The 24,552-nt window shown below is 51.5% G+C and carries 23 protein-coding genes; 16 read left to right on the plus strand and 7 right to left on the minus strand.

Annotated features, from left to right (window positions below; translation table 11 throughout):
• Positions 1–39: 39 nt before the first annotated feature.
• A complete protein-coding gene (dusC, locus tag FDX11_RS03310; protein ID WP_137397485.1) occupies positions 40–984 on the plus strand; it encodes a tRNA dihydrouridine(16) synthase DusC in 945 nt (314 codons plus the stop codon).
• 257 nt (positions 985–1,241) lie between these two features.
• Here dusC and FDX11_RS03320 read toward each other — a convergent pair whose 3' ends face one another.
• On the minus strand, positions 1,242–1,976 hold the full coding sequence (locus FDX11_RS03320) for a class I SAM-dependent methyltransferase (RefSeq protein WP_042307342.1): 735 nt from the start codon (positions 1,974–1,976) through the stop codon (positions 1,242–1,244).
• Positions 1,977–2,145: 169 nt separating this feature from the next.
• On the opposite strand from FDX11_RS03320, the gene mdtQ reads away from it, so the two are divergent.
• The gene (gene mdtQ / locus FDX11_RS03325; RefSeq protein ID WP_137397486.1) at positions 2,146–3,585 is read left to right on the plus strand and encodes a multidrug resistance outer membrane protein MdtQ; all 1,440 of its coding nucleotides are present in this window, start codon (positions 2,146–2,148) and stop codon (positions 3,583–3,585) included.
• Between the two features lie 24 nt (positions 3,586–3,609).
• Here mdtQ and FDX11_RS03330 read toward each other — a convergent pair whose 3' ends face one another.
• Positions 3,610–4,182 carry a DedA family protein gene (locus FDX11_RS03330; RefSeq protein WP_042307347.1) on the minus strand — a complete coding sequence of 191 codons (573 nt, stop codon included), beginning with the start codon at positions 4,180–4,182 and terminating at the stop codon, positions 3,610–3,612.
• A gap of 163 nt (positions 4,183–4,345) precedes the next feature.
• Here FDX11_RS03330 and FDX11_RS03335 point away from each other — a divergent pair, with 163 nt between their 5' ends.
• Together FDX11_RS03335 and pbpG are read left to right on the plus strand one after the other, a co-directional pair.
• A complete protein-coding gene (locus FDX11_RS03335; protein WP_038641953.1) occupies positions 4,346–4,933 on the plus strand; it encodes a Yip1 family protein in 588 nt (195 codons plus the stop codon).
• A gap of 181 nt (positions 4,934–5,114) precedes the next feature.
• Positions 5,115–6,062 carry a D-alanyl-D-alanine endopeptidase gene (gene pbpG, locus FDX11_RS03340; RefSeq protein ID WP_038641951.1) on the plus strand — a complete coding sequence of 316 codons (948 nt, stop codon included), beginning with the start codon at positions 5,115–5,117 and terminating at the stop codon, positions 6,060–6,062.
• Positions 6,063–6,126: 64 nt separating this feature from the next.
• Here pbpG and dld read toward each other — a convergent pair whose 3' ends face one another.
• Positions 6,127–7,836: a D-lactate dehydrogenase gene (gene dld / locus FDX11_RS03345; RefSeq protein WP_042307352.1), complete on the minus strand. Its 1,710-nt coding sequence runs from the start codon at positions 7,834–7,836 to the stop codon at positions 6,127–6,129.
• A 232-nt stretch (positions 7,837–8,068) separates the two neighbouring features.
• Here dld and bglX point away from each other — a divergent pair, with 232 nt between their 5' ends.
• From bglX to FDX11_RS03370, 5 genes are all read left to right on the plus strand, one after another.
• The gene (bglX, locus tag FDX11_RS03350) at positions 8,069–10,366 is read left to right on the plus strand and encodes a beta-glucosidase BglX (RefSeq protein ID WP_072014726.1); all 2,298 of its coding nucleotides are present in this window, start codon (positions 8,069–8,071) and stop codon (positions 10,364–10,366) included.
• Positions 10,367–10,589: 223 nt separating this feature from the next.
• Positions 10,590–11,507, plus strand: coding sequence for an ABC transporter substrate-binding protein (locus tag FDX11_RS03355; RefSeq protein ID WP_079223473.1), 918 nt, complete (start codon positions 10,590–10,592; stop codon positions 11,505–11,507).
• Between the two features lie 15 nt (positions 11,508–11,522).
• On the plus strand, positions 11,523–12,689 hold the full coding sequence (locus FDX11_RS03360) for an ABC transporter permease (protein ID WP_305764235.1): 1,167 nt from the start codon (positions 11,523–11,525) through the stop codon (positions 12,687–12,689).
• Entirely contained in the window at positions 12,682–13,629 is a 948-nt protein-coding gene (locus tag FDX11_RS03365; RefSeq protein ID WP_042307358.1) for an ABC transporter ATP-binding protein, read from the plus strand. The genes FDX11_RS03360 and FDX11_RS03365 overlap by 8 nt, the downstream gene beginning before the upstream one ends.
• Positions 13,613–14,344, plus strand: a complete 732-nt coding sequence (locus tag FDX11_RS03370; RefSeq protein ID WP_042307360.1) for an ABC transporter permease — start codon at positions 13,613–13,615, stop codon at positions 14,342–14,344. Before FDX11_RS03365 ends, FDX11_RS03370 begins: the two co-directional genes overlap by 17 nt.
• Here FDX11_RS03370 and FDX11_RS03375 read toward each other — a convergent pair.
• Complete coding sequence (locus tag FDX11_RS03375; RefSeq protein WP_003027354.1) at positions 14,325–14,432, minus strand: protein YohO; 108 nt, start codon at positions 14,430–14,432, stop codon at positions 14,325–14,327. The two genes, FDX11_RS03370 and FDX11_RS03375, sit on opposite strands and share 20 nt — an antisense overlap.
• A 51-nt stretch (positions 14,433–14,483) precedes the next feature.
• On the minus strand, positions 14,484–15,215 hold the full coding sequence (gene mlrA / locus FDX11_RS03380; protein WP_042307362.1) for an HTH-type transcriptional regulator MlrA: 732 nt from the start codon (positions 15,213–15,215) through the stop codon (positions 14,484–14,486).
• A 225-nt stretch (positions 15,216–15,440) separates the two neighbouring features.
• Here mlrA and FDX11_RS03385 point away from each other — a divergent pair, with 225 nt between their 5' ends.
• The 3 genes from FDX11_RS03385 to FDX11_RS03395 are packed head-to-tail and all read left to right on the plus strand — an operon-like array spanning position 15,441 to position 18,359.
• Positions 15,441–17,126 (plus strand): sensor histidine kinase, encoded by a 1,686-nt coding sequence (locus tag FDX11_RS03385; RefSeq protein ID WP_042307365.1) that lies wholly within the window; start codon positions 15,441–15,443, stop codon positions 17,124–17,126.
• Positions 17,123–17,842, plus strand: a complete 720-nt coding sequence (gene btsR / locus FDX11_RS03390) for a two-component system response regulator BtsR (protein WP_042307368.1) — start codon at positions 17,123–17,125, stop codon at positions 17,840–17,842. The genes FDX11_RS03385 and btsR overlap by 4 nt, the downstream gene beginning before the upstream one ends.
• Positions 17,843–17,888: 46 nt before the next feature.
• Positions 17,889–18,359 carry a DUF1456 family protein gene (locus FDX11_RS03395; RefSeq protein WP_137397488.1) on the plus strand — a complete coding sequence of 157 codons (471 nt, stop codon included), beginning with the start codon at positions 17,889–17,891 and terminating at the stop codon, positions 18,357–18,359.
• 44 nt (positions 18,360–18,403) lie between these two features.
• Here FDX11_RS03395 and FDX11_RS03400 read toward each other — a convergent pair whose 3' ends face one another.
• Together FDX11_RS03400 and metG are read right to left on the minus strand one after the other, a co-directional pair.
• Positions 18,404–18,862: a YehR family lipoprotein gene (locus tag FDX11_RS03400; protein ID WP_042307369.1), complete on the minus strand. Its 459-nt coding sequence runs from the start codon at positions 18,860–18,862 to the stop codon at positions 18,404–18,406.
• A 205-nt stretch (positions 18,863–19,067) separates the two neighbouring features.
• Positions 19,068–21,101, minus strand: a complete 2,034-nt coding sequence (metG, locus tag FDX11_RS03405) for a methionine--tRNA ligase (RefSeq protein ID WP_079223487.1) — start codon at positions 21,099–21,101, stop codon at positions 19,068–19,070.
• 164 nt (positions 21,102–21,265) lie between these two features.
• On the opposite strand from metG, the gene apbC reads away from it, so the two are divergent.
• The 4 genes from apbC (at position 21,266) to FDX11_RS03425 (ending at position 24,539) form a co-directional block, all read left to right on the plus strand.
• Complete coding sequence (apbC, locus tag FDX11_RS03410; protein ID WP_137397489.1) at positions 21,266–22,375, plus strand: iron-sulfur cluster carrier protein ApbC; 1,110 nt, start codon at positions 21,266–21,268, stop codon at positions 22,373–22,375.
• Between the two features lie 276 nt (positions 22,376–22,651).
• On the plus strand, positions 22,652–22,936 hold the full coding sequence (locus tag FDX11_RS03415) for a DUF2574 family protein (RefSeq protein WP_137349907.1): 285 nt from the start codon (positions 22,652–22,654) through the stop codon (positions 22,934–22,936).
• 271 nt (positions 22,937–23,207) lie between these two features.
• Positions 23,208–23,792 (plus strand): fimbrial protein, encoded by a 585-nt coding sequence (locus FDX11_RS03420; RefSeq protein WP_165407144.1) that lies wholly within the window; start codon positions 23,208–23,210, stop codon positions 23,790–23,792.
• Positions 23,793–23,855: 63 nt separating this feature from the next.
• The gene (locus FDX11_RS03425; protein ID WP_137349909.1) at positions 23,856–24,539 is read left to right on the plus strand and encodes a fimbria/pilus periplasmic chaperone; all 684 of its coding nucleotides are present in this window, start codon (positions 23,856–23,858) and stop codon (positions 24,537–24,539) included.
• Positions 24,540–24,552: the final 13 nt, after the last annotated feature.

A 24,552-nucleotide genomic window follows, 5' to 3' on the forward strand; every position in this document is an offset into this window, starting at 1 on the left:
AGGCGCTACCATAGCGCCTCTTTTTTTGCGGGTGACGATATGCGTGTTTTACTGGCGCCGATGGAAGGCGTGCTCGATTCCCTGGTGCGCGAACTGCTGACTGAAGTGAATGATTACGATCTGTGCATCACGGAGTTTGTGCGCGTGGTGGATCAGCTCCTGCCGGCAAAAGTATTTCACCGGCTCTGCCCGGAACTGCATAACAACAGCCGCACGCCATCCGGTACGCAGGTGCGCATACAGCTGTTGGGCCAGTACCCGCAGTGGCTGGCGGAGAACGCGGCCCGCGCGGTAGAACTGGGATCGTACGGTGTCGATCTGAACTGCGGTTGCCCGTCGAAGCTGGTCAACGGCAGCGGCGGTGGCGCGACGTTATTGAAAGATCCAGAACTTATCTACCGCGGCGCAAAAGCCATGCGCGAGGCGGTGCCGGACCATCTACCCGTGACGGTGAAAGTGCGCCTGGGCTGGGACAACAGCGATCGGCAGTTTGAAATTGCCGATGCCGTCCAGCAGGCTGGCGCCAGCGAACTGGCGGTGCATGGTCGTACCAAAGAGCAGGGCTATAAGGCCGAGCATATTAACTGGCAGGCGATTGGCGAAATTCGCCAGCGACTGACCATTCCGGTTATCGCGAATGGCGAAATCTGGGACTGGCAGAGCGCCCAGGATTGTATGGCCATCAGCGGATGCGATGCGGTGATGATCGGCCGTGGCGCGTTAAATATCCCGAACCTGAGCCGCGTGGTGAAGTACAACGAGCCGCGAATGCCGTGGCCTGACGTCGTGAAACTGCTGCAAAAATATACCCGTCTCGAAAAGCAGGGTGACACGGGGTTGTATCATGTGGCGCGTATTAAGCAGTGGTTAGGGTATTTGCGTAAAGAATATTCAGAGGCAACGGCACTGTTTCAGGAGGTTCGCGCGTTAAACAATTCACCGGATATCGCTCGGGCAATTCAGGCCATCAAGATTACCGCCTGACATCAGTTCTGGTACGCCGGATAAGGCGTTTACGCCGCCATCCGGCATCAGAGAGAATAATCGCCTGACATTTCTGCTATCAGGCCTGGGCTAAATGACAACATCAGAAAATCATCTTAAACACGCCGGTTACCACCAACAGTCCAATCAGAAAAATAATTAGAATAATCCACAGCAGAATTTTCATTAACTTTCCTTTTTTTGGTAAGTTCAGATTGAGTATAGGAAAGTATCAACTATTCTGCCTGGCGGTGTTGTTATGCCGGTTTACGTGCGCTCAGTAAAAACACCATTGGCCGCTCTTTTTCTTCATCCAACGCCGGGTTTTCAGCAATCTGCTGAGCTGATGGTCCCCATTCATCAATACACACAATGTCGAATCCGGCGGCAATGAGCGCGTTAATCCAGGTCGCCAGCTTACGGTGCTGTTTTTTAACGCCTTCAGCAAACCAGTTACTGATACGCTCGCCTTCTTGTTGATAATGATTAACCGGCCAGGACAGTTGCCCGGTTTTGTCTTTTATCCAGCCCTGGTTAAGCGGTGCGGTATAAATCGGGTGCTCGGCAGAGAAAACTAACATACCTCCCGGTGTTAATGCCTGGTAAATCGTTACGAATAATCGTTCAATATCGTGTAGATAATGCAGGGCAAGGGAGCTATAAGCCAGGTCGAAAGAAGCCGGTGAGAGAGTAAGTGTTTCGAGATCTTCACGGCGATAAACGATGCCATTGCCGTGAGTCATATTGTGCGCCTGGGTTAACATCTTTTGTGAGATATCCAGCCCCACGACGCTGGCGGCATGATTATCGCGCGCGTAGCGGCAAAACCAGCCATATCCGCAGCCCAAATCGAGAATGTTTTTACCCTGCAGAGCGGGGAGCATAGCTTGTATTGCTGGCCATTCCGGTGCGCCATCAAGCCCTTTTACTGAACGATCCAGCGTGGCATATCCGGCAAAGAATTCCGGGTCGTCATAAATATTCTGTGACATAAGGTTTCCATCTATAAATTATTAAAATTATTTAAACTGTGTTATTTGTGCAGTGTATATTTTTCTGATTATATATTTTTATTTCCAAAGATGTATTGCCACGCGTAACTAAAAAAGTAACAGCGACAAGTCGTACTCTCTGCGCATCTTTTCTTACCTGTATATCTCCATGAATCGTAATTCTGTTTTTGCCGCGACGGCATTGTTGCCTCTTTTTATTCTGATGGCAGGCTGTGCGCCTATGCATGATGACCGTCAGTCTCTGTCACCGCAGACCCCAGCTGTGAACGTCGATTCCGCATTACCTGCGGCATTAAAAAATGGCTGGCCGGACAGCCAATGGTGGAAGGCATACCACGATCCCCAGCTTAATGCGCTGATTGACAGCACGTTGCGAAACTCTCCTGATATGCAGGTAGCGGAACAGCGCATTCAACTGGCGGAGGCGCAGGCGAAGGCCGTTGAGGCGCAGGATGGTCCGGAGATCGATTTCTCTGCGGACGTTGAGCGTCAGAGAATGTCAGCTGAAGGGCTGATGGGACCGTTTGCCATTACCGATCCTGCCGCCGGAACGACAGGTCCGTGGTACACCAACGGGACCTTTGGTTTAACCGCCGGTTGGAATTTGGATCTGTGGGGGAAAAATCGGGCCGAAGTGACGGCGCGTATTGGGACTGTTAAAGCGCGAGAAGCTGAGCGTGAACAAACCCGCCAGCTGCTGGCGAGCGGCGTTTCACGTCTGTACTGGGAATGGCAGACGCAGGCGGCGCTGAAAAGCGTGCTGACGCAGATTAAAAATGAGCAACAGAACGTTATTAACGTCGATCGTCAACTGTATCAAAACGGCATTACCTCATCGGTGGAAGGCGTTGAGACCGATATCGATTCCAGTAAAACGGATCAGCAACTGAACGATGTTAACGGCAAAATGAAAGTGATTGAGGCGCGACTGAGCGCCCTGACTAATTCACAGTCTACCGTTCTGAAACTGCATACCAGTAAGTTACCTACCGTAGAAAGCCAGCTCCCGTCCCAGTTAGGCTATTCGCTGCTGGCCCGTCGACCGGATTTACAGGCCGCGCACTGGTATATTGAATCATCCCTGAACAGCATTGATGCGGCGAAAGCTGCGTTTTATCCTGACGTGAATTTGATGGCATTTTTACAACAGGATGCGTTACATCTGAGCGATCTGTTCCGCCATTCCGCGCAGCAGATGGGGGTCACAGCCGGACTCACGCTGCCTATTTTCGACAGCGGCAGATTGAATGCCAATCTCGATATCACCAAAGCGCAAAGCAACCTGACGGTGGCGAATTACAACAAAGCCGTGGTAGATGCGGTGAATGACGTGGCGCGAGCAGCTTCGCAGGTGGAAACACTGGCGCAGAAGAATCAGCATCAGCAGCAGATTGAACATGATGCACAGCGTGTGGTGGGACTTGCGCAGGCGCGATTTAACGCCGGTATTATTGCGGGTTCGCGGGTTAGCGAAGCAAAGATCCCGGCGTTACGTGAGCAGTGCAACGGTCTGGTACTGCAAGGCCAGTGGCTGGATGCTTCCATTCAGTTGACCAGCGCGCTGGGCGGCGGCTACCACGCGTCGTAACACTCCTGCCCGGTAGATACCGCTCTACCGGGCCGTCTTCTTGCCGCTGCGTTTTTTCAACCACCAGCGTGCGCCTACCACCAGTACAATCACCAGAACCAGCCATATCCAGTGCTTAATGTGCTGGTCGAGATTGTGCAGCCACGGCGCGATGACTTCTCCCCCCACATAACCCAGGGTGGTAAATATCAGCGCCCACACCAGCGCCCCGAGAATATTGAGCGGTAAAAAGATCTTCGGTGGCAGGTGACTGGCACCAATCAGCAAAGGGCCAATAACGCGAAAACCGTACATAAAACGCGTGCCGACCACGAACAGATAAGGACGCCGTTGGATCATCTTCTGCGCGTAATCAATTTTTGCCTGATGACGCGAAAAACGCCGCAGAATTTTGCCGCCAAAACGACGTCCGAGTAAATAGAGCAACTGATCGCCAATCATCCCGCCCAGCGCGACGGAGAGCACCACCAGCGGAAATTTAAGTACTCCCTGATGGGCCGCGACGCCACCTAACAGGGTAATGGTTTCCCCTTCAGCCAGACTGCCAATCACTAATGCGGCATAGCCGTATTGCGCAACATAATGATTTATATCCATACGATTGTATGACCTCCACCGCTTATAGCATACACCCTATGAATATTTGATGCCGGAAAAGCCGCGCCGTAGCGATCCGGTATTTTCTCTGTGTACATAAAATAATCAAAAGCTGAATTATACTTGAAGTGTTGAGGTCCGGAGCTGACAAGAAGGGGGCGGTATGAACCATGTCTGGGGGCTGTTTTCCCATCCCGATCGTGAAATGCACGTGATCAACAGCGAAAACGAAAGCGTTTCGCATCACTATACCCATCATGTACTGCTGATGGCGGCAATCCCGGTTGTTTGCGCGTTTATCGGCACCACACAAATCGGCTGGAATTTTGGCGACGGCAACATACTACAGTTATCCCTGTTGACCGGACTGGCGCTGGCCATTCTGTTTTACGGCGTGATGCTGGCGGGCGTGGCTGTCATGGGCCGGGTTATCTGGTGGATGGCGCGTAATTACCCGCAGCGGCCGTCGTTGGCGCACTGTATGGTCTTTGCCGGATATGTCGCGACTCCGCTGTTTTTAAGCGGTCTGGTCGCACTTTATCCGCTGGTCTGGCTGTGTGCGTTGGTGGGAACTATCGCGCTGTTTTACACCGGTTATTTACTCTATCTCGGTATTCCGACATTCCTGAATATCACTCGCGAGGAAGGGTTAAGTTTTTCCAGTTCCACGCTGGCTATTGGTGTGCTGGTACTTGAAGTTCTGCTGGCGATTACGGTAATCCTGTGGGGTTACGGCTATCGCTTATTCTGATCTGTAAAACTCCTCTGCGCTGCGTTGTTGACGTAAAAGTCAGCAACGCAGCATTTCGAGACGATTCTCCTGTAGCGGCAAACCTGCCGGATCGCTATGATGCCTGAGCTAGCCTGAGAAAATACTTAATCTCGGGCGGTGTGCGTTGTGACGTGCGTGAACCCTTATCAGAAATCTCATCATGCTGAAATTCCGAGTTTCATTATTAAGCCTTGCCCTGGTGCTGGCCGTTCCTTTTGCACCCCAAGCCGTGGCGAAAACGGCACCTACCGTAGCGGCTTCTCAACCTGAGATAGCGTCCGGTAGCGCGATGATTGTTGATCTGAATACCAACAAGGTTATCTATTCGAACCACCCGGATCTGGTGCGTCCGATTGCGTCGATTACCAAATTAATGACGGCGATGGTGGTGCTTGATGCGCGACTGCCGCTGGATGAAAAACTGAAAGTTGATATCAGTCAGACGCCTGAGATGAAAGGAATTTACTCTCGCGTACGGCTGAACAGTGTAATCAGCCGTAAAGACATGCTGTTACTGGCGCTGATGTCATCTGAAAACCGTGCGGCAGCCAGTCTGGCACATCATTACCCTGGCGGCTATAACGCGTTTATCAAGGCGATGAATGCGAAAGCGAAAGCGCTGGGCATGACCCATACCCGTTTTGTGGAGCCGACCGGGTTATCGATTCATAACGTCTCAACCGCGCGTGATTTAACGAAGTTACTGATTGCCAGCAAACAGTATCCGCTGATTGGTCAGCTAAGTACTACGCGTGAAGATATGGCGACGTTTGCCAATCCGGCGTATACATTGCCGTTCCGTAATACCAACCATCTGGTGTATCGCGATAACTGGAATATTCAGTTAACTAAAACCGGGTTTACCAATGCGGCGGGCCACTGTCTGGTGATGCGCACGGTGATTAATAACAAACCGGTGGCGCTGGTGGTGATGGATGCTTTTGGGAAATATACCCACTTTGCCGATGCCAGCCGTTTACGCACCTGGATTGAAACCGGCAAGGTGATGCCGGTTCCGGCGGCAGCGCTGAGCTACAAAAAGCAAAAAGCGGCGCAGATGGCGGCGGCAGGTTCAGCTACGGGTGAACAAACCGCGCAGAACGATTAAACCGTAGGCCGGGCAAGCGAAGCGCCCCCGGCAACGTGCCCGATGGCGCTTACGCTTATCGGGCCTACGACTCTTTCCAGAACTTCTGCTTACTCGTTTTCCCAATACCCGGGTTCATACTGTTGGTTGGGTCATTCTCGCGGTAAAAGCGGGTCAAGGTTTCTGGCGCCTGGTATAGGTGTCCGACGTTATGCTCCGCCGGATACTGTGCCCCACGCTCGCGCAGTAACTCCAGCATCTGCTCTTTTAGCGCATGAGCATCCACGCCTTTTTTGACGATGTAATCCTGATGGAATACATAGCACATAAAGTGACCGTAATAGAGCTTATGCACCAGTTGGCTGTCGATTTCTGGCGGCAGATGTTCATACCATTCGGTGTCATTACGACGCAGCGCGATATCCAGCGCCAGAATATCTTCTACTTCATCCGCATGAACGGCCTGGTAACGAATAGCCGCGCCAGCCGCCGCAAAGCGGTGCAGGAACGCCTTACTGCCTTCTTCCGGCGTACAGGCAAAGAAGTCGCCCTCTGCCGTTTTGAAAAACTCATTTAGCCAGTTTTGCGCTTCAGCCACGCCGCCACCGGCCATTTTTAACAGCAGGTGATGCTCATATTTGTCGCGCCAGCTTTTCATACGCGCCGGTAAGTGGCTGGGGAATAAATGGCCAAACTTCTGCATCGCCCGGTCGGTGAAGTGCGGACGGAAAAATTTCACTTTTTCCAGCATCGCATCGGTGCGGCCTTTCAGGGTGAAGAAAAACGGCATTTTGTCGGTGCCGAGTTTGTCTATCATCAGGAACGTATCTTTGCCGTACTGTTCTGCAATATCGTAAATATCGCGATGCATATATTCACCGGCAACCGGCAGATGCTCAAACTTCGCCAGAATATGACGGCGGATCTCCGTCAGCACCTCTGGCTGGTTGGTGCCGATATAAAAGACTTGCTGATTTTTTTCGGCTTCGAAAGTGTCCAGACGCACGGCGAAAACCGCGAGCTTTCCGGCACAACCGGACGATTCAAACAAGCGGTCCGGGTCGGCGTTATAGCGTGCGGGCGTATCCGCCTCAATATCTCTGACGCGGGTCACGTAGTCGTGATCGTGCGCATGACGTCCGTCGTGGCGAACATCGTCATCTTTGATACGCTCGTCATCGAGTTTGCTGAGGATCTGCTCCGGGGTTTGGCCAAGCTCGATGCCCAAATGGTTAACCAGCTGTAATTTGCCCTGTTCATCAATACGCGCAAACAGCGACATCTCCGTGTAGGCCGGGCCTCGTTGCACCAGCGAGCCGCCGGAGTTGTTACAAATGCCGCCAATCACGGAAGCGCCGATACAGGATGAACCGATCACTGAATGCGGCTCACGACCAAAAGGTTTGAGCGCTTTTTCCAGCGAATAAAGCGTTGTTCCTGGCCAGGCGAGCACCTGTTCGCCTTTGCCGATGACGTGCAGTTTATCAAGACGCAGGGTGCTGATAATAACAATTTCACGGTCGTAATCATTGCCGCTTGGCGTAGAGCCTTCGGTCAGGCCGGTATTGGCGGCCTGCATCAGAATGATTTTGTCTGCGGCGACGCAGGCGTTCAGGACGCGCCACAATTCTAAAAGCGAGCCCGGAAAAACGACGGCGAGTGCATCGCCCTGGCCGGAGCGAAATCCCTTGCGATAGCGGGCGGTTTTAGCGGGTTCAGTGAGCAGGTGCGAATGACCCACCAGGCGGGTCAGTTCATTCAGGAAAGCTTTATTATCTGTTGTAATGGAAGACATTCTCCACTCCTTGTGGTGGGACTCAATATCAGGAACAAGCATAGCGCTTTGTATGACAATACGCTTTCTCATTCATATTGTCTCTGGCTTGTCTTTCATTGATTCACGCTGGTTTTGAAAATTAGGAGAATAACCTTAGCTTTCTTTAGCGCTCCCGTTTAGTCTTACGGCAAATTGCGGTTTTTGTTATATTTTCGCTGATGCGTCAGGAAAAAATAAAGAGAGAATCAACATGAAATGGCTATGTTCTGTAGGTGTTGCGGTGAGTCTGGCGGTGCAACCCGCGCTGGCGGACACTCTGTTTGGTAACCATCCGCTAACGCCAGAAGCGCGGGATGCATTTGTTACCGATTTACTCAAACAGATGACCGTGGATGAGAAAATTGGTCAATTACGCTTAATCAGCGTCGGGCCTGATAATCCGAAGGAAGCCATCCGCGAGATGATCAAAGACGGGCAGGTTGGGGCAATTTTTAACACCGTCACACGCCAGGATATCCGCAAAATGCAGGATCAGGTGATGGAACTCAGCCGCCTGAAAATTCCTCTCTTTTTTGCCTACGACGTATTGCACGGCCAGCGTACCGTGTTCCCGATAAGCCTCGGTCTGGCGTCCTCCTTTAATCTCGATGCGGTCAGAACCGTCGGTCGCGTTTCAGCGTATGAAGCTGCCGATGATGGCCTGAACATGACCTGGGCGCCGATGGTTGATGTCTCCCGCGATCCGCGCTGGGGCCGGGCATCGGAAGGGTTTGGCGAAGACACGTATTTGACCGCCACGATGGGTAAAACCATGGTGGAAGCGATGCAGGGGAAAAGCCCTGCCGATCGCTATTCGGTGATGACCAGCGTCAAGCACTTCGCCGCTTATGGCGCGGTAGAGGGCGGGAAAGAGTACAACACCGTCGATATGAGCCCGCAGCGTCTGTTTAATGACTACATGCCGCCGTACAAAGCCGGGCTGGATGCCGGTAGCGGCGCGGTGATGGTAGGACTTAATTCGCTTAACGGTACGCCGGCGACGTCGGATGCCTGGCTGTTGAAAGACGTGCTGCGCGATGAGTGGGGCTTTAAAGGCATCACCGTTTCCGATCACGGCGCGATTAAGGAACTGATTAAGCACGGCACCGCCTCCGATCCTGAGGATGCGGTACGCGTGGCTATCAAGTCCGGTATCAACATGAGTATGAGCGATGAGTATTACAGCAAATACCTGCCGGGGCTGATTAAATCAGGCAAAGTGACAATGGCGGAGCTTGACGACGCTGCTCGTCACGTGCTGAACGTGAAATATGATATGGGGCTGTTTAACGATCCGTACAGCCATCTGGGAGCCAAAGAATCTGATCCGGTGGATACCAACGCCGAAAGCCGCCTGCACCGTAAAGAAGCGCGTGAAGTGGCGCGTGAAAGCCTGGTGCTGCTGAAAAACCGCCTCGACACGCTGCCGCTGAAAAAATCCGCCACCGTGGCGGTTGTCGGGCCACTGGCCGACAGCAAGCGTGATGTGATGGGCAGTTGGTCCGCAGCCGGGGTTGCCGATCAGTCGGTCACGGTGCTGACAGGGATTAAAAATGCCATTGGCGAGCAGGGTAAAGTGGTATACGCCAAAGGGGCGAATATCACCAACGATAAAGGCATTGTCGACTTCCTGAACCTGTATGAAGAGGCGGTGAAAGTTGACCCGCGCTCGCCGCAGGCGATGATTGATGAAGCCGTTAATGCGGCGAAACAGTCTGATGTGGTGGTTGCGGTGGTCGGTGAGGCACAGGGAATGGCACATGAAGCCTCCAGCCGTACGGACATTACTATTCCGCAGAGCCAACGTGACCTGATTGCCGCGCTAAAAGCAACGGGTAAACCGCTGGTGCTGGTGCTGATGAACGGACGTCCGCTGGCGCTGGTTAAGGAAGATCAACAAGCTGATGCGATCCTCGAAACCTGGTTTGCCGGGACGGAAGGCGGTAACGCCATCGCCGATGTTTTGTTTGGCGATTACAACCCATCAGGCAAGCTGCCGATGTCTTTCCCACGCTCTGTCGGACAGATCCCGGTCTATTACAGCCATCTCAATACCGGTCGTCCGTATAACGCCGATAAGCCGAATAAGTACACCTCGCGTTATTTTGACGAAGCAAACGGTCCGTTGTATCCCTTTGGCTATGGCCTGAGCTACACCACCTTTACCGTTTCGGATGTGAAACTCTCTGCACCGACGATGAAACGTGACGGGACAGTGACGGCCAGCGTCCAGGTGACCAACACCGGCAAGCGCGAAGGTGCGACGGTGATTCAGATGTATTTGCAGGATGTGACCGCTTCAATGAGCCGTCCGGTAAAACAGCTGAAAGGCTTTGAGAAAGTGAATCTTAAACCGGGTGAAACGCAGACCGTCAGCTTCCCGATTGATATCGAAGCGCTGAAATTCTGGAACCAGCGTATGAAATACGATGCTGAACCGGGTAAATTTAACGTCTTTATCGGCGTGGATTCCGCCAGAGTGAAGCAGGGTGAATTTGAACTGCTGTAGTTGATGAAGAAAGCCACGCATCATGCCTGATGGCGCAATGCTTATCTGGTCTATGAAATAACGCTATCCGGCAAATTCACCTTGGGTTTGCCGGATTTTTTTATCGCCTTACTGCTAATTACTCTCAGTGTTACTACCCAATTGCCAGGTTAAGGCCTGATTTTTCGACTATGCTTTTTCCTCAAGTCTCTGAAAAGGGCCGCAAAAGGATGAGGAGCACAGCATGATAATCTCAAAGTTTGGGGTAGGGTCGTTGGCATTGTTAGCCGCGATAAGTATGCCCTTGCAGGCCGCGTCGCCCGTTACGGTTGGGTCAAAAATTGATACCGAAGGGGCGCTGCTCGGCAACATTATTTTGCAGGTGCTCGAAAGCCATGGCGTGAAAACCGTCAATAAGGTGCAACTGGGGACTACGCCAGTGGTACGTGGCGCGATTACATCCGGCGAGCTGGATATCTACCCGGAATATACCGGCAATGGCGCCTTCTTCTTTAAAGATGAGAATGATCCGGCGTGGAAAAATGCGCAGGCTGGTTTCGACAAAGTGAAAAAGCTGGACGCAGAGAAAAATAAACTGGTCTGGCTAACGCCTGCGCCCGCCAACAATACCTGGACCATTGCGGTCCGCCAGGATGTCGCCGAAAAGAATAAACTGGTTTCGCTTGCAGATTTAGGGCGCTACCTGAAAGAGGGGGGCACCTTCAAACTGGCCGCCTCTGCGGAGTTTATCGAGCGTGCGGACGCGCTGCCCGCGTTTGAAAAAGCCTATGATTTTAAACTGAATCAGAATCAGCTTTTATCACTGGCCGGGGGGGATACCGCCGTGACGATTAAAGCCGCAGCGCAGCAAACCTCCGGCGTCAATGCCGCGATGGCCTACGGCACCGATGGTCCGGTCGCCGCGCTGGGGCTGCAAACGCTAAGCGATCCGCAAGGCGTTCAGCCGATTTATGCGCCTGCGCCAGTGGTACGTGAGTCGGTACTCAAGGCCTATCCGAAAATGGAAGAATGGCTGCAGCCTGTTTTTGCCAGTCTGGATGAAAAAACGCTCCAGCAGCTTAACGCCAGTATTGCCGTAGAGGGTCTGGATGCAAAAAAAGTTGCAGCAGATTATCTGAAGCAAAAAGGATGGGTTAAGTAACGGAATTTACGGCGGGTGGGTGTTTTGTCCAATATCTCGGTTAATCGGGTGCTGTTGCTGCTGGTTCTTCTTACCTTCGCAGCAGCTGCGCTTCCTTTCATTAGTTATGCCCCCAATCGCCTGGTTTCCGGCGAAGGTCGTCAACTCTGGGATATCAGGCCCGACATGGCGTGGGGACTGGCGGTGGCATGTTTGCTACTGTTTCTTCTGTGCTTTGTGTCGGGCAAATCCGGCAATATATTGACGCTTGTTATCAGCCAGTTGTTGGTGATTGCGGCGCTGGTAACTGCAGGTACAACGGCAACGTATCTGGCGCAGACGGGCAGTACGCTGGCCAGAACCAGTCTTGGCTCCGGGTTCTGGCTGGGTCTCGGATTCATGTTGCTGGCTGCCAGTGACGCCATTCGGCGCATCACCCGTCAGATGTTGTGGCGATGGGTGCTGCATGCGCAACTTTTTGTTATGCCGATAGTGTTATTACTGTCCGGCACGTTTAACGATCTTTCCCTGCTTAAAGAGTATGCCAACCGCCAGGATGTCTTTAACGACGCACTGGCGCAGCATCTGACTATTCTGTTCGGCACCGTCATACCCGCGCTATTCCTTGGTGTGCCGCTGGGCGTTTGGTGCTCTTTTTCTGACTCGCGTCAGGGACCGGTTTTCGCCGTACTGAACATTATCCAGACCATCCCCTCGGTGGCCTTGTTTGGCCTGTTGATTGCGCCACTTGCTGGGCTGGTTAAGCATTTTCCCTCGTTAAGCTCACTCGGCGTTGCGGGAACCGGCCTGACACCCGCGCTTATTGCGTTGGTACTGTACGCGCTCTTACCGTTGGTACATGGCGTCGTGGCTGGACTGAATCAGGTTCCAGTGGATGTACTGGAAAGCGCCCGGGCGATGGGGATGAGCGCGCGTCAACGGTTTATCTCGGTGCAGTTGCCGCTGGCGCTGCCTGTCTTCTTGCGCAGTCTGCGGGTGGTGATGATCCAGACGGTAGGGATGGCGGTGATTGCCGCGCTGATCGGCGCCGGGGGCTTTGGCGCGCTGGTCTTTCAGGGATTGCTTAGTAGCGCCGTTGATTTAGTGCTGCTGGGCGTGATCCCGGTAGTTGTGCTGGCAGTGTTGATTGATGCGCTGTTTGATTTAGGGCTAGCGCTGCTGAAGGGAACGAATAATGATTGAATTTAGTCATGTCAGTAAAACCTACGGTCAGCAAAAAGCCGTCGACGACCTTAATCTGCATTTGGCGGAGGGGAGCTTTTCGGTGCTGATTGGCACGTCGGGTTCCGGAAAATCCACCACACTGAAGATGATCAACCGACTGGTCGAGCATGACAGCGGGCAGATTCGTTTTGCGGGGGAGGAGATCCGCAGTCTGCCGGTACTGGAGTTAAGGCGGCGTATGGGGTACGCGATCCAGTCTATCGGTTTGTTCCCGCACTGGACCGTCGCGCAGAACATCGCCACCGTGCCGCAATTACAAAAGTGGTCGCGCTCGCGTATTGATGATCGAACAGATGAACTTATGGCGCTGTTGGGGCTGGAGGCGAGTTTGCGTCACCGTTACCCACATCAGCTTTCCGGTGGGCAGCAGCAGCGGGTTGGGGTTGCGCGCGCCCTGGCGGCAGATCCACAGGTGCTATTGATGGATGAGCCTTTTGGCGCGCTGGATCCTGTCACCCGCGGTGCGTTGCAGCAGGAGATGACCCGTATTCATCGTCTGCTGGGGCGTACCATCGTATTAGTGACGCATGATATCGACGAGGCGCTGAGGTTGGCGGAACATCTGGTCCTGATGGACGCGGGGAAGGTCGTGCAGCAAGGGACGCCGCTATCGATGCTGACTGCGCCAGCGAACGATTTCGTACAAACGTTCTTTGGCCGCAGCGAACTGGGCGTGCGGTTACTGTCGCTGCGTACGGTAGGTGATTTTATCCGTCGCGGCGAACATTCAGACGGTGAGCCGCTGGTGGCTGAAATGACGCTGCGTGATGCGCTGTCGATGTTTGTGGCGCGGGGGTGCGATGTCCTGCCGGTTGTGACGCCGCAGGGCGTGTCCTGCGGTACGCTTCACTTTCGCGATCTGCTTTCGGAGATGCCGCCCCGTGAAACGTCTTACTGATCCACTGCTGTGGCTGGTTGTCCTGTTCCTGATCCTGTTGGTCGGGTTACCGCACAGTCAGGCCCTGTTTAGTTCGCTGTTTCCTGAGTTGCCGCGCCCCGTGTATCAGCAGGAAAGTTTTACGGCGCTGGCGCTGAGTCATTTTGCGCTGGTAGGAATATCGAGTCTTATCGCCGTACTCATCGGCACCGGTGCCGGGATTGCGGTAACCCGGCCCTGGGGGGCAGAGTTCAGGCCGATGGTGGAAACTATCGCCGCCGTGGGGCAGACTTTTCCCCCGGTCGCGGTGCTGGCGATTGCCGTGCCGGTGATGGGATTTGGTCTTGAGCCGGCGGTTATCGCGCTGATCCTGTATGGCGTGTTACCGATCCTACAGGCAACCCTGGCGGGGCTGGGAGGCATCTCTGCCAGCGTGATGGATATCGCCAGCGGGATGGGGATGAGTCGCTGGCAGCGTCTGCGTAAAGTGGAGTTGCCGCTGGCGGCACCGGTTATTCTGGCGGGGATCCGCACGTCGGTGATCATTAATATCGGCACCGCAACGATAGCCTCAACCGTCGGGGCGAATACGCTGGGTACGCCGATAATTATCGGACTTAGCGGATTCAATACCGCGTATGTGATTCAGGGGGCGTTGCTGGTCGCGTTGGCGGCAGTGATTGTCGATCGCGGATTTGAGCGATTAGCGAGCTACCTTACCCGGCACGTAAAATGAATGTGTAGCCTGCCAGCATGACGCCGCCGATACCGCCGATAGCCATCAGCAGGAAGAGGGTTATTACACCGATTTTAGCTGCGCTCATTGTGCACTCCTTATGTGAATCTAAGGATTGTACACTTTTGTTAATAGAATATTAAATACCGAGTGGATAAATATCGTGACCTAACGCGCGCCATTCACTCAACTGCTGTTGCTGAGCGGGTGTTTGGTTCTCGCCGCACCAGACAAGTAAGGTTCGCCCTTCGAACATTTCCGGTCGTAGTTGGTTCAGTGAATGGGCCAGAACGTCAACGCGCCATCCCTGCTGACTGGCAACCCAACCCTCCAGCCATAAGCGGGTGGTATCGTGAATATTCCAGCCGACAACCAGCGCATCTTTACCCTGTTTCTTGCGTGCTGAGGCCAGACAAATTGCGATGTAGTTGATGAGGACGCCGTCGAGGATCCCGAGTAACGCCTGGAGGATCGGCTGCTGACACTGCAGACGGCGGCGTAACGGTGTGAACAAATGGGTGTTGAGCGTTTGCGCAGGATAATCCTGGCCACGCTCTTTGATCCACATTCTCAGACTATGCAAATTATTGCTTTGCAAATAGCTTAATAGCGTCTCTTGCTGTTCACGCCAGCCGTTATGCACATCAATGTTCTCATTGCTGAGCAACATTTTCACCTTACTGACCTGAACGCCGTTGTTTATCCAGCGTTTTATCTCACGGATCCTGTCGATATCCGCGTCGTTAAACAGACGATGACCGCCGTCTGTCCGCTGCGGTTTGAGTAATCCGTAACGCCTCTGCCACGCGCGTAAAGTGACAGGGTTGATATCACAAAGCAAAGCCACTTCACCGATTGTGTAAAGCGCCATCGTCGTCTCACTCTTGCTCGCGAGGTCCCAGTTTTACTTTAGACGCTCTTTTGCGAACCAGGTAGTTTTGTCTGTTTTTTGATCAATGAATGGTTGGGTTTGTCGTCATGCTCGCGCTTTCGAGTGATCGTTCTCACAAATTCCTGTTTTTTTGCAACACTTCAAAGAAAGTTACGCGCAGCCCATGTATGTTACGCGCTTTTAAGTGATGTGTGGTTGGCGCGTATGTACGAGTTTAATCTGGTGTTGCTGCTGCTTCAGCAGATGTGCGTGTTTCTCGTTATCGCGTGGCTGATGAGCAAAACGCGTTTGTTTATCCCGCTGATGCAGGTCACTATCCGTCTCCCGCACAAACTGCTTTGCTATGTCACCTTTTCCATTTTCTGCATTTTGGGCACCTATTTCGGGCTGCACATTGATGACTCTATTGCTAATACGCGTGCTATCGGCGCGGTGATGGGCGGACTGCTCGGCGGTCCCGTAGTCGGTGGTTTAGTCGGTCTTACCGGTGGCTTGCACCGTTATTCAATGGGCGGTATGACGGCGCTAAGCTGCATGATTTCGACCATTGTGGAAGGTTTACTCGGCGGGCTGGTGCACAGCGTGCTCACCCGTCGTGGTCGTACCGATAAAGTCTTTAGCCCACTGACGGCGGGTGCCATCACCTTTGTGGCTGAACTGGTACAGATGCTGATTATCTTATTAATTGCTCGTCCGTTTGATGATGCGTTTCGGTTGGTCAGCAATATTGCCGCGCCGATGATGGTCACCAATACCGTGGGCGCAGCCCTGTTTATGCGTATTTTGCTCGATAAACGAGCGATGTTTGAAAAATACACCTCCGCTTTTTCCGCTACTGCGCTCAAAGTTGCCGCCTCTACGGAAGGTATTTTGCGTCAGGGGTTCAACGAGGTTAACAGCATGAAGGTGGCTCAGGTGCTGTACGAAGAGCTGGATATCGGCGCGGTGGCGATTACCGATCGTGAGAAGCTGCTGGCATTTACCGGCATTGGTGACGATCACCACCTGCCTGGTAAACCGATTTCGTCGTCGTACACTCTACGGGCAATAGAAACCGGAGAGGTGGTGTATGCCGACGGGAATGAAGTCCCATACCGTTGTTCTTTGCATCCGCAATGCAAATTAGGCTCGACGCTGGTGATTCCGCTGCGGGGTGAAAACCAGCGGGTGATGGGGACCATCAAACTGTATGAGGCTAAAAACCGCCTCTTTAGCTCGATCAACCGCACGTTGGGGGAGGGGATCGCTCAGCTACTTTCGGCGCAAATACTGGCTGGACAGTACGAGCGGCAAAAAGCAATGCTTACGCAGTCAGAAATAAAACTCCTGCATGCCCAGGTGAATCCTCATTTTCTGTTCAATGCGCTCAATACCATCAAAGCCGTGATCCGCCGTGATAGCGAGCAGGCCAGTCAACTGGTGCAGTATCTGTCGACCTTCTTTCGCAAAAACTTAAAGCGTCCGTCGGAGATTGTCACACTGGCCGATGAAATTGAGCACGTGAACGCCTATTTGCAAATTGAAAAGGCGCGATTCCAGTCGCGGCTGCAGGTGACCTTAACGGTGCCTGATGAACTTTCGTATCAGCAATTACCGGCTTTTACCCTGCAGCCCATCGTGGAGAATGCCATTAAGCACGGTACCTCTCAGTTACTGGATACCGGAGAGGTGTCGATTACCGCCCGTCGCGAAGGGCAGTATCTGATGCTTGATATTGAAGATAATGCCGGACTGTATCAGCCAACGTCTGAGGCCAGCGGGTTGGGTATGAATCTGGTCGATAAACGACTGCGCGAGCGGTTTGGCGATGATTTTGGCATCAGCGTAGCGTGTGAACCTGACCGCTTTACCCGAATCACATTACGACTTCCTCTGGAGGAACAGGCATGATCAAAGTGCTGATTGTCGATGACGAACCGTTAGCGCGGGAGAATCTGCGGATCCTGTTGCAGGAGCAAAGCGACATCGAGATTGTCGGGGAATGTTCGAACGCGGTGGAAGCCATCGGCGCGGTACATAAACTGCGCCCGGATGTCCTGTTTCTCGATATTCAGATGCCGCGTATCAGCGGCCTGGAAATGGTCGGTATGCTTGATCCTGAGCATCGCCCGTACATTGTTTTCCTGACCGCCTTTGATGAGTATGCGGTTAAAGCCTTTGAAGAACACGCGTTTGATTATCTGCTTAAGCCGATTGAAGAGGCGCGGCTGGAAAAAACGCTGAGCCGTTTGCGTCAGGAACGTACGAAGCAGGATGTATCGCTACTGCCCGAGCATCAGCAGGCGCTGAAGTTTATTCCGTGCAGCGGTCATAGCCGTATTTATTTGCTGCAAATGGATGATGTAGCGTTTATCAGTAGTCGTATGAGCGGCGTGTATGTCACCAGTAGCGATGGTAAAGAGGGGTTTACAGAGTTGACGCTCAGAACGCTGGAAAGTCGTACGCCACTACTGCGATGCCACCGCCAATATCTGGTGAATTTAGCGCAGTTGCAGGAAATCCGGCTGGAAGATAATGGCCAGGCCGAGCTGATTTTGCGTAACGGGCTGACCGTTCCGGTGAGCCGTCGTTATCTTAAAAGTCTAAAAGAGGCGATTGGACTGTAAAACTGATACACTGCGCGCCATTGCATCACCGACTGTTGAAGGCTCTATGCTAAGTAACGATATTCTTCGTAGCCTGCGCTACACCCTGAAAGCGAACAATAACGACATGGTGCGTATTCTTGCGCTTGCTGACATGGAATCCACCTCTGCGGGTTTTGATACCTGGATGACAAAAGAAGATGAAGATGGGTTTGTGCGCTGCCCGGATATCATTCTTTCCGGTTTTTTAAACGGTCTGATTTATCATCTGCGCGGGAAAGATGATTCAGCGCCGGAACTGGCGCTTGAGCGTCGTGTTAATAACAATACGGTGCTGAAAAAGCTGCGTATCGCCTTTTCGCTGAAAACCGATGATATTCTGGCCATTATGACCGAGCAGAAATTTCGCGTGTCGATGCCGGAAATTACCGCCATGATGCGCGCGCCGGATCATAAAAACTATCGCGAATGTGGCGATCAGTTCCTGCGTTATTTCCTGCGCGGTTTGACCTCACGCGTACATAGCGCGAAAGCATAACGAAAAAAACGGGCGACCACGATTAAAATCGGGTCGCCGGTCGTTTATTTCACTTCTTTAAAACCCGCCGCTTCCATTACCGTTTGCATTTGCTTCATGCTGATGTTTTTATCGGCATTCTCAGATAGCTTCATCCCGGAGATGGCCTGCAACGATTTTATATCGACCTTTTCCATATCGATAGTGACATTTTCTTGCGCGTAGGTGTCTGTATAGGTGAGCTTTTCTTCAATGCCCGGAATATTATGATATTTAGCGCTTAAGGCGTCGAAGACTTTTGCTGCTTCTTCTTTATTGCTGGCGCCGACAGACGCATAGCTGATTTTGCTTTCAGAAATTTGTTTCAGAACCTTATCGCCCTTATAGGTGTAAGAGACGGTAATATCCGAGCCGTTAAGGTTGGCATTGAATGTTTTCGTCTCTTCTTTATCACCACAACCCGCGAGGGAAAAAACCAGAACAGATGCCGCGGCGAGTGAAAGTAATTTTTGTAACGCTTTCATGTAAAACTCCATTTCATGAATATTGGATGCAAAATAATAGAGCCTGTGAATTTAATGGGCCCGTACGACCTTAATAGCAAAGCAGTATAGAATAAATCTAATCGTGATAACTGAGCAGTCCGAAAATGGAGTGATATGACGAGCTTAAGATTAGGGGAAAAGCTAACGCAAAAAAAAGCGCTGCCATTGCAGCGCTTGATATATCTTACTTCACCTGTTGGCCAGGTTTTGCACCTTCGTCCGGGCTTAACAGGAAGATATCTTTCCCGCCAGGACCTGCCGCCATTACCATACCTTCGGAAATACCGAAGCGCATTTTACGCGGTGCCAGGTTGGCAACCATAATGGTCTGGCGTCCAATCAGGACCTGCGGATCCGGATAAGCAGAACGAATACCGGAGAAGACGTTACGCTTCTCGCCACCGAGATCCAGCGTCAGACGCAGCAGTTTGTCAGAACCGTCTACGAACTCAGCGTTTTCAATCAACGCGACGCGCAGGTCAACTTTGGCGAAATCGTCAAAGGTGATGGTTTCCTGAATCGGATCGTCCGCCAGCGGGCCGGTAACCGGTGCGGCCGCGGCTTTCACCTCTTCTTTAGACGCTTCAACCAGCGCTTCAACTTGCTTCATGTCGATGCGATTGTATAGCGCCTTAAAGGTGTTGACCTTGTGACCGAGCAGCGGCTGCTCGATAGCATCCCAGTTCAGTTCGCTGTTCAGGAAGGCTTCAACGCGTTCAGCCAGCGTCGGCAGTACCGGTTTCAGGTAAGTCATCAGAACGCGGAACAGGTTGATGCCCATTGAGCAAATTGCCTGCAGGTCCGCATCGCGGCCTTCCTGTTTAGCCACAACCCACGGGGCCTGTTCGTCAACGTAGCGGTTTGCCACGTCGGCCAGCGCCATGATTTCACGGATAGCTTTACCGAATTCACGGCTTTCCCACGCTTCGCCAATGACTGCAGCGGCATCGGTGAAGGTTTTATACAGTGCCGGGTCGGCCAGTTCAGCCGCCAGCACGCCGTCGAAACGCTTGGCGATAAAGCCAGCGTTACGGGAGGCCAGGTTGACCACTTTGTTGACGATGTCGGCATTAACGCGCTGGACAAAGTCTTCCAGGTTCAGGTCGATGTCATCAATACGTGAAGAGAGCTTCGCCGTGTAGTAGTAACGCAGGCTGTCGGCGTCGAAGTGCTTCAGCCAGGTGCTGGCCTTAATAAAGGTGCCGCGAGATTTGGACATCTTCGCGCCGTTCACCGTCACATAACCGTGTACGAACAGGTTGGTCGGCTTACGGAAGTTGCTGCCTTCCAGCATGGCAGGCCAGAACAGGCTGTGGAAGTAGACGATGTCCTTGCCGATGAAATGATACAGCTCGGCGTCGGAGTCTTTTTTCCAGTACTCATCAAAACTGGTCGTGTCGCCGCGCTTGTCGCACAGATTTTTGAACGATCCCATATAGCCAATTGGCGCATCCAGCCAGACGTAGAAGTACTTGCCAGGCGCATTCGGGATTTCAAAACCGAAGTACGGTGAGTCGCGGGAAATATCCCACTGCTGCAGGCCAGATTCAAACCATTCCTGCATTTTGTTGGCGACCTGCTCCTGCAACGCGCCGCTGCGCGTCCACGCCTGCAGCATTTCGCTGAACGATGGCAGGTCAAAGAAGAAGTGTTCTGAGTCACGCATCACCGGTGTTGCGCCGGAAACGACGGATTTCGGCTCGATAAGTTCGGTCGGGCTGTAGGTTGCGCCGCAGACTTCACAGTTATCGCCGTACTGATCCGGAGACTTACATTTCGGACAGGTGCCTTTAACGAAACGGTCAGGCAGGAACATGCCTTTTTCCGGATCGTACAGTTGGGAGATAGTGCGGTTTTTAATAAAACCGTTCTCCTTCAGGCGTGTGTAAATCAGCTCAGACAGCTCACGGTTCTCTTCGCTATGCGTAGAGTGGTAGTTGTCGTAGCTGATGTCAAAACCTGCAAAATCAGTCTGATGCTCCTGACTCATTTCACCGATCATCTGCTCTGGCGTGATCCCAAGTTGCTGTGCTTTCAGCATGATTGGCGTACCGTGGGCGTCGTCCGCGCAGATGAAGTTTACCTGGTGGCCGCGCATTCGCTGGTAACGGACCCAGACATCAGCCTGGATGTGCTCCAGCATATGGCCGAGGTGGATAGAGCCGTTGGCGTACGGCAGCGCGCACGTTACCAGAATTTTCTTCGCGACTTGAGTCATAGTGGGCAATTACTTCTTTTGTAGTGAAAAGGGCTTTGATAGTACCAAAATGGTAATTACTGCGCCAAGCGATAAGGGCATTTATACGTAAATGAATAATTGTTGCGGTTGGAGTAAACTACCTGGTGACTATTGTATTTTCAGAACAACAAAAAGGAGTCGGGATGAACTCACAATCCCAGGCCAAATCACCAGAAACCCTGCGCGCGATGGTCGCCGGGACGCTGGCGAATTTTCAGCATTCAACCCTGAAGCATAATCTGACGACGCTTAAAGCGTTGCACCACGTCGCCTGGATGGATGACACGTTGCACGTCGAGCTGGTCATGCCCTTCGTCTGGCATAGTGCGTTTGAAGCATTAAAAGAGCAATGCAGTGCCGATCTGCTGCGTATTACCGGCGCGAAGGCGATTGACTGGAAGTTGTCGCATAACATCGCGACGCTGAAGCGCGTGAAAAACCAGCCGGGTATTAATGGTGTGAAGAACATCATTGCCGTTAGCTCGGGCAAAGGTGGCGTAGGAAAATCCTCGACCGCGGTGAACCTGGCGCTGGCGCTGGCTGCGGAAGGGGCGAAGGTGGGCATTCTTGACGCCGATATTTATGGCCCGTCCATCCCGACGATGCTCGGTGCGGAAAACCAGCGTCCAACTTCGCCGGACGGCACTCATATGGCGCCGATTATGTCTCACGGTCTGGCGACCAACTCCATTGGCTATCTGGTCACTGACGATAACGCCATGGTGTGGCGCGGCCCGATGGCCAGTAAAGCGCTGTTGCAGATGCTGCAGGAAACCTTATGGCCGGATCTTGATTATCTGGTACTGGATATGCCGCCAGGCACCGGTGACATCCAGCTGACGCTGGCGCAGAACATTCCGGTAACAGGGGCGGTTGTAGTGACCACGCCGCAGGATATTGCGCTGATCGATGCGAAAAAAGGCATTGTGATGTTCGAAAAAGTCGAAGTGCCGGTGTTGGGTATTGTTGAGAATATGAGTATGCATATTTGCAGCAATTGCGGTCATCATGAGCCAATCTTTGGCACCGGTGGCGCGCAGAAACTGGCCGAGCAGTACCACACCCAACTGCTGGGACAAATGCCGCTGCATATTTCTCTGCGTGAAGACCTCGATCGCGGTACACCGACGGTTATCAGCCGCCCAGACAGCGAATTTACTGCCATTTACCGTGACCTTGCAGGGCGCGTAGCAGCGCAGTTGTACTGGCAGGGTGAAGTTATTCCTGGCGAGATTGCCTTCCGCGCGGTGTAATTTTTGCTGACGTAAGAAGTGTTATACCTATTCACCGTATTAATGATATATTGGTGCGGTGAATATATTGGCCGAACAAACTGCACAATATTATTCATCACATCACTATAATTCACGCCTTTTTCCGAATATTTCCTCTTAACGCATCATTCAAATTGATCAAACCAATTTCATCAATCTATAATTTCAATTGGTTTTAGCAGGGAAGTTATCTCATAATTCAACGGACAAGCAGCTTGTGCGCTGTTTCTACCCCATGACAGGAATAATGAACGCATGAAAACTAGTTTATTCTTGGGAATTATCACTCTGGCTTATGGAATGAGTTTGCAGGCAGTTGCTTCTGATTCACTTGACGGAAAGTTAACTATTGTTGCGCATGTCGTCGAGCCTACGTGCCGTGTCGACATGACTGGCGAAAAACCCCGAACTGATTGTCAGGAGACCGGGGCGCGGTTGATGGCCAGAAGTGAAAAGCCAAACTACCAGGGCATCAGTACCCAACGTGTTATGTTGCCGGGTGATACTCAACGACAAATCGTGCTCAATACCTACGATTAATCACGACAAAATTTATTCTGTTGAACAGCAGCTTACGCAATGTGATGCTGCTGTTTTTTTTGTTCTTTTTTGTAAATGAATTTACTTTCCGTTATTTATTATATTTGTGAATTTCTTAAATAACTATTATCTAATAATTAAATAATGCTTATTGAAATTTGCTTTAAATCAAATAAAACATCATTTCATATTGCGTCAGGATTAGGCCTGTGACATTTTGATTTCCAGGATGTTAAAAGGATGTGTTTTCTATACCTATAAGGAATGTCGTATGAAAAGATCAATTATTTGCTCAGCGCTTCTCCCTTTTTTATTTGCAGGCATGGCACACGCGGCTGATCAGAATGTTATCACTGAAGAAGGACAGTTGATTATTAAAGCAACTGTGGAAGGTTCTTCGTGTCATTTTAATGCAGGTGGTGGAGAGTCCGCGATCATTGATATGGGCACGATCTCAACATCTGATGTTTACAAAATTAATGTTGGTGCAGTCAATCCTACTAAATGGGATGCGGGCGCCGATTCAATTGAAATTATTTGCCCGAAAAGCGTGAAGTTACAAAACATTACTTTTTCGCCAACTAGTTTCTCATCACTTCCAGGATTATTGCAAGATGATGATGGCGATACTACTGGCGTAGGTTTCTCTGTTAATTTTTATAACACCGCCTCGAATTTTGTTAATATTAACAATAACGATCAGATTGTGGATGTTAGCCAGTTGGATGGCGAAGATATTGGCGCTGAGGGCGTTAAATACACCTTAAAATTTGATGCACAATGGGCCCGTCTGGCTCAGGATATTAAAGCGGGCGAAGTAAAATCCACTATTAAATTTACTGTCGTAACTGATTAATTCTCAATGGCTATATTGCCGGGAGTTGCCGGCAATATAGCGCTATCACTAAGGTAGTATATTATGAAACGGATTTTACTTGCAGGCCTGATAGCGCTGACGCTCCCGGCACACGCCGATATCGTGATTTATGGCACTCGTGTTATTTATCCGGCTGATCAAAAAGAAATTGTCGTTCAGTTAATGAACCAGAGCAGTCGACCATCTCTGGTACAAAGCTGGATTGATGATGGAGACACGTCATTACCACCAGAAAAGATTAATGTACCATTTTTGCTTTCACCACCGGTTGTTCGTGTTAAAGGCAATTCAGGTCAGCAAATAAAAATTAAGAAAATGGCCAATACGCTGCCAGATGACAAAGAAAGTATGTTTTATTTTAATGTGCTGGATATCCCACCCAACACCAACAATCAAGATGGAAAAAACACACTTAAATTTGCCATGCAAAATAGGTTGAAAATGCTGTATCGGCCAAAAGGTGTTGAGGCGGTCACACAAAATAGTATTAAAAAATTAACCTTTTCTCGCAATAGTAGTGGCTTAAGTTTGCAAAACGCTACGGCTAACTGGATTACAGTGCCAAAAATTGAGGCAAATAAAGTACAACTAAATGGTAAGACAATTTTATTGCCACCGTTATCCAGCCAGATACTTCAACTGAGAAACAACGGCAGCAATCGATATATTGTCACCATTATTGATGATCGTGGGAATTATGTTAGCGATACGGTCAGTGTTAAATAATATGAGGTGTGGC

This window comes from Citrobacter sp. wls714, from assembly GCF_005281025.1.
Classification (GTDB): domain Bacteria; phylum Pseudomonadota; class Gammaproteobacteria; order Enterobacterales; family Enterobacteriaceae; genus Citrobacter; species Citrobacter werkmanii.

Coding starts and splice junctions, on each gene's coding strand:
- dusC (WP_137397485.1), top strand. CDS start 40: ATGCGTGTTTTACTGGCGCCGATGGAAGGCGTGCTCGATTCCCTGGTG.
- FDX11_RS03320 (WP_042307342.1), bottom strand. CDS start 1,976: ATGTCACAGAATATTTATGACGACCCGGAATTCTTTGCCGGATATGCC.
- mdtQ (WP_137397486.1), top strand. CDS start 2,146: ATGAATCGTAATTCTGTTTTTGCCGCGACGGCATTGTTGCCTCTTTTT.
- FDX11_RS03330 (WP_042307347.1), bottom strand. CDS start 4,182: ATGGATATAAATCATTATGTTGCGCAATACGGCTATGCCGCATTAGTG.
- FDX11_RS03335 (WP_038641953.1), top strand. CDS start 4,346: ATGAACCATGTCTGGGGGCTGTTTTCCCATCCCGATCGTGAAATGCAC.
- pbpG (WP_038641951.1), top strand. CDS start 5,115: ATGCTGAAATTCCGAGTTTCATTATTAAGCCTTGCCCTGGTGCTGGCC.
- dld (WP_042307352.1), bottom strand. CDS start 7,836: ATGTCTTCCATTACAACAGATAATAAAGCTTTCCTGAATGAACTGACC.
- bglX (WP_072014726.1), top strand. CDS start 8,069: ATGAAATGGCTATGTTCTGTAGGTGTTGCGGTGAGTCTGGCGGTGCAA.
- FDX11_RS03355 (WP_079223473.1), top strand. CDS start 10,590: ATGATAATCTCAAAGTTTGGGGTAGGGTCGTTGGCATTGTTAGCCGCG.
- FDX11_RS03365 (WP_042307358.1), top strand. CDS start 12,682: ATGATTGAATTTAGTCATGTCAGTAAAACCTACGGTCAGCAAAAAGCC.
- FDX11_RS03375 (WP_003027354.1), bottom strand. CDS start 14,432: ATGAGCGCAGCTAAAATCGGTGTAATAACCCTCTTCCTGCTGATGGCT.
- mlrA (WP_042307362.1), bottom strand. CDS start 15,215: ATGGCGCTTTACACAATCGGTGAAGTGGCTTTGCTTTGTGATATCAAC.
- FDX11_RS03385 (WP_042307365.1), top strand. CDS start 15,441: ATGTACGAGTTTAATCTGGTGTTGCTGCTGCTTCAGCAGATGTGCGTG.
- btsR (WP_042307368.1), top strand. CDS start 17,123: ATGATCAAAGTGCTGATTGTCGATGACGAACCGTTAGCGCGGGAGAAT.
- FDX11_RS03395 (WP_137397488.1), top strand. CDS start 17,889: ATGCTAAGTAACGATATTCTTCGTAGCCTGCGCTACACCCTGAAAGCG.
- FDX11_RS03400 (WP_042307369.1), bottom strand. CDS start 18,862: ATGAAAGCGTTACAAAAATTACTTTCACTCGCCGCGGCATCTGTTCTG.
- metG (WP_079223487.1), bottom strand. CDS start 21,101: ATGACTCAAGTCGCGAAGAAAATTCTGGTAACGTGCGCGCTGCCGTAC.
- apbC (WP_137397489.1), top strand. CDS start 21,266: ATGAACTCACAATCCCAGGCCAAATCACCAGAAACCCTGCGCGCGATG.
- FDX11_RS03415 (WP_137349907.1), top strand. CDS start 22,652: ATGAAAACTAGTTTATTCTTGGGAATTATCACTCTGGCTTATGGAATG.
- FDX11_RS03420 (WP_165407144.1), top strand. CDS start 23,208: ATGAAAAGATCAATTATTTGCTCAGCGCTTCTCCCTTTTTTATTTGCA.
- FDX11_RS03425 (WP_137349909.1), top strand. CDS start 23,856: ATGAAACGGATTTTACTTGCAGGCCTGATAGCGCTGACGCTCCCGGCA.